Origin of the sequence: uncultured Veillonella sp. (genome assembly GCF_938010505.1) — a bacterium.
Taxonomy (GTDB): Bacteria; Bacillota; Negativicutes; order Veillonellales; family Veillonellaceae; genus Veillonella.
On the sequence record NZ_CALLVP010000045.1, the window covers coordinates 1 to 4371 of the forward strand.

Below are 4371 nucleotides of genomic sequence, written 5' to 3' on the forward strand. Positions count from 1 at the left end.
ACAACTCGACGAATAAGTCCAGCACCACCACGTGGAATGATTACATCAATATATTTACGTTGTTGTAAAAGCACACCAACCATATCGCGATCAAGCACCTCTACGAGTTGAATTGCATCTGGAGTAATCCCTAATGACTCTAAGGTGTTACGCATAATAGACACAATAACTTGATTCGTATGGAATGCTTCTTTACCACCACGTAAAATCGTAGCGTTTGCTGTTTTTAAACAAAGAACCCCAGCATCGATTGTTACATTTGGACGAGCTTCAAAGATAATGCCAATTACACCAAAAGGTACAGATCGCTTTTCAATAGTTAGACCATTAGGACGAGTAATCCTTTCTATAATAGAGCCTACAGGACTTTCAAGAGCAGCCACTTGACGTACCCCCTCTGCCATTTGAGCAATGCGACTAGGTGTCAATGTCAATCGATCTATCATAGTTTTAGGTATATTATAGTCACCAGACTTAGCTAAGTCTAACTCATTAGCAGCCATAATTTCATCTATTTGCGCTTCTACAGCATCAGCAATTGCTAATAACGCAGAATCTAAAGTTTCTTGGTCAAGTTGGGCTAATTCGAAAGATGCTGCTTTAGCTCTCCGGCCCATATCTTTACAAATCTCTTCGTACTGGTTCATAGGATTTCCTCAGTGTAATAAAACTAGATTATTACGATGTACAACTTCATCATAAGTCGTATTAATACCCAAAATTTCGGCTATATCATTTGTGTTATGACCTTTAATCGCCTTCATATCATCAATACTATAATTGATGAGTCCACGACCAATTTCTTTATTATTATGATAAATGGAAATTGTATCACCAGGTCCAAATGTACCCTCTACTTCAATAATGCCCGCTGGCAGAATACTAGCACCCTTATCTAAAATAGCGCGAGCACAACCGTCATCAATCGTAATAGAGCCTTTTAATCGTTTGCCAAAAGCCAACCAATGATGTTTACCAGACAAACTAGCATCATGGGCTTCAAAGAGTGTCCCAATTTGTTCACCCTTGCATACACGACGAACGGAATCCTCTACTTCACCAGAGGTAATGACCATTGGTACACCAGAATTTGTTGCCATATGAGCAGCTTTAATTTTTGTATACATACCACCCGTTCCCATATTAGAACCGGCTCCACCTGCAATAGCATACGTTTCATCGGTAATTTTAGAAACAGTTTCTATCAAAGTGGCATCTGGATTAGTTGCTGGATTAGCGGTATATAAGCCTTCAATGTCTGACAAAATAATAAGTAAATCCGCATCTACAATCCCTGCAACAGTGGCAGATAAAGTATCATTATCACCGATTTTAAATTCTTCGATAGCAACCACGTCATTTTCATTGATAATAGGAATAACGTTAAGTTGCAATAAAGTATGTAATGTATTGCGCAAGTTAAGATAACTATGGCGTCCAGTACTATCCTCTTTTGTTAAAAGAATTTGCCCTACGGTGCGACCATATTCACGGAACATGCGCTCGTACATATGGATAAGAATACCTTGACCTACTGCAGCAGCTGCTTGCTTTAATACAAGGTCTCTAGGTTTTTCCTTAAATCCTAAAGGAGCAAGACCAGCACCAGTAGCACCAGAAGAAACAAGAATAATGTCTTTACCTTGGTTAGCTAAATCGGATAATTGGCGTACTAATCTTTCAATACGCTCTAAATTTAAATGGCCATTAGCGTAACAAAGCGTACTGCTACCAACTTTAACTACAATTCGTTTTGCATTGACGATTGCACTGCGCATAGACTCACCTCCTAAGGATAAAATTCTTGACTACAATGTACACAAAATTTTTATAATCTACTAGATTATAAAATTATTTTGGCAAAATGATTTTAGGTTCTTTTTTAGCTTTATATAAAACACCATTAAAGCCAATCACTTGAACTAATTCAGCACCAAGCATATCTGCTAAGTCTTGAAAAATAGTCTTATCTTCAGGACTATTATTATGTAATTTAACCTTAATAAGCTCACGCGCTGTAATTGCTGCGCGAGCACTATCAATAACGCTATCCTCTAAACCATTTTTACCAATTTGGACAACTGGTGGTATTGTAGCCGCCAATGAACGTAAATACCGTTTTTGTTTTCCTGTCATTATTACTCCTACTCTTGGAAAGTAAAGCGTTGATCACCGATTACAACTTCATCACCGTCTTTACAGCCTTTTTCCTTCAATTTAGCATCAAGCTCCATAAAGCGCCAAATGCGTTGGAATCTACGAAGAGATTGATCATCGCTAAGATTTGTCATAGCTACTAATCGTTCAATACGTTTACCAGTAATGTAGAAGGCAGCATCATCACCGCGAGTAATGACAAATTCTACATCTTGTTTTGCTTCATATACAACTGTATCATCAGTTGCTTCAGGCTCTGGCTCATAGTTTTCTACATAGTAGTAAGCTCGTTCCATAAGCTCTGGCAAACCTTCACCACTTAAGGCGTTAATGAGAAATACCTCATAGCCTTTATCTTCAAAATATTTTTTTGTTTCTGGAATCGTCGTATCATCAAAGACCATATCAATCTTATTGAGTGCTACGATTTGTTTTTTATTAGCCAATTTTTCAGAGTATTTACGCAACTCTTCATTAATCGCATCAAAGTCGACCTTAGGGTCTCGACCTTCCATACCAGATACATCTAAAACGTGAATCAAAATATTCGTACGTTCAACATGACGTAGAAAATTATGCCCTAAGCCAACACCTTCACTAGCCCCTTCAATAAGACCTGGGATATCGGCCAAAACAAAACTACGATCACCAGAAATAGTAACTACCCCAAGTACTGGTGTCAACGTGGTAAAGTGATACGCTGCAACCTCAGGTTGAGCTTTGGATACTTTGCGCAAAATACTAGATTTACCAACAGATGGATAACCTAATAAGCCTACATCCGCTAATACTTTGAGCTCCAATTGTAACCAAAATTCTTCACCAGGTTCACCTTTTTCAGCAAAAGTGGGTGCTCGGTTAGCACTCGTTTGAAAGCGAGCATTACCACGACCACCACGACCACCTTTGGCAATGACAAAGGTATCGCCATCGTTGACAAGGTCGCAAAAGATTTTACCTGTTTCTTCATCTTTAATTACAGTTCCCAATGGAACAGGAATGATGAGAGCCTCAGAACCTCGGCCGTGCTTATTAGAGCTTTCACCATTACCGCCAGCAGGAGCCTTGAACTGACGCTTATATCTAAAGTCTACAAGTGTATTAATATTCTTGTCTGCTTTAAAGATAACGTCCGCTCCTTTACCACCATCGCCGCCACTAGGACCGCCATTGGGCACGTATTTCTCGCGACGGAAGCTAGACATACCATCTCCACCGTCACCAGCCTTAACAAAGACGCGCGCTCTATCTATAAACATAATTTAACTCCTATGCATTATTGCTGTAATAGTTCTAATGCCTTTTTAATTTGAATATCATCTAATTTACTAGATGGATTTACACCTTTTGGTAAATCGATTTCCACATCAGGTTTAATGCCCGTTCCATCGATAACACGATCACTTGGTGTGTGATACTTAGCAATGGTTACTTTGATGCCCTCATCATCTAAGCTAGGAAAAATAGTCTGAACCGTACCTTTACCATATGTATTAGTACCTACAATAGTACCTAATTTTCTATCCTGAACAGCACCTGCTATGATTTCTGATGCACTAGCTGAGCCCTTATTGACTAAAACGACTAACGGCATAGCTACATCAGGTCCATCGGACTTATAAGTATCCTTTTTGCCAGCCCGATTCTGCACTGTTACCAATGTACCAGGAGGCATAATATAGTTAGATATCTGCTCCGTAGTAGATAACAAACCACCCGGATTATCTCGTAAGTCTAATACAAGAGCCTTCATACCTTGAGTTTGCAACTCTTTATATTGAGTAGCAAAGTCCCCTGCAGTATTTTCAGCAAACTGACTAATACGAATATAGCCAACTGTATCATTTAGCATTTTACTTTTGACGGTAGGCAAAACGATGGATTCACGAGTGATATCAAAATGTAATTTTTCACCATTACGTTCAATATCAAGGGCTACAACAGTACCTGCTTCACCACGAATGCGAGAGGATGCTTCTTCTACCGTGATTTCATTAGTAGCTTGACCGTCGATTGCAATAATATGGTCTCCAGGTTTAATCCCCGCTTTGAAAGCTGGTTGATCCTCCATAACGCTAACGGCATATAAACCTTTATCATCAGTACCAAGTACCATGCCAACACCAGCATAGGTAGCGGATGTTTGCATTTTCATGGACTTATATTCTTCTGCATTTAAATAAACACTATGCGGTTCTCCCAAAGAGTCAATTA

4 protein-coding genes and 1 pseudogene are annotated in these 4371 nt (G+C 39.1%); all 5 read right to left on the bottom strand.

The genetic code is table 11. The features are described from left to right. Positions 1–647 (bottom strand): annotated as a pseudogene (gene proA, locus Q0507_RS02455) (gamma-glutamyl-phosphate reductase); the annotation flags it as partial. A 9-nt stretch (positions 648–656) separates the two neighbouring features. Then, positions 657–1778 carry a glutamate 5-kinase gene (gene proB, locus Q0507_RS02460; protein ID WP_298711868.1) on the bottom strand — a complete coding sequence of 374 codons (1122 nt, stop codon included), beginning with the start codon at positions 1776–1778 and terminating at the stop codon, positions 657–659. 73 nt (positions 1779–1851) lie between these two features. After that, the gene (yhbY, locus tag Q0507_RS02465; protein WP_004693176.1) at positions 1852–2136 is read right to left on the bottom strand and encodes a ribosome assembly RNA-binding protein YhbY; all 285 of its coding nucleotides are present in this window, start codon (positions 2134–2136) and stop codon (positions 1852–1854) included. Positions 2137–2144: 8 nt separating this feature from the next. After that, positions 2145–3416, bottom strand: coding sequence for a GTPase ObgE (gene obgE / locus Q0507_RS02470; protein ID WP_298711872.1), 1272 nt, complete (start codon positions 3414–3416; stop codon positions 2145–2147). Between the two features lie 17 nt (positions 3417–3433). Continuing rightward, positions 3434–4369, bottom strand: coding sequence for a S41 family peptidase (locus tag Q0507_RS02475; protein ID WP_298711875.1), 936 nt, complete (start codon positions 4367–4369; stop codon positions 3434–3436). Positions 4370–4371: the final 2 nt, after the last annotated feature.

Excerpts from the sequence above, each read along its gene's own strand:
- proB (WP_298711868.1), bottom strand. The coding sequence starts at position 1,778 with ATGCGCAGTGCAATCGTCAATGCAAAACGAATTGTAGTTAAAGTTGGT.
- yhbY (WP_004693176.1), bottom strand. The coding sequence starts at position 2,136 with ATGACAGGAAAACAAAAACGGTATTTACGTTCATTGGCGGCTACAATA.
- obgE (WP_298711872.1), bottom strand. The coding sequence starts at position 3,416 with ATGTTTATAGATAGAGCGCGCGTCTTTGTTAAGGCTGGTGACGGTGGA.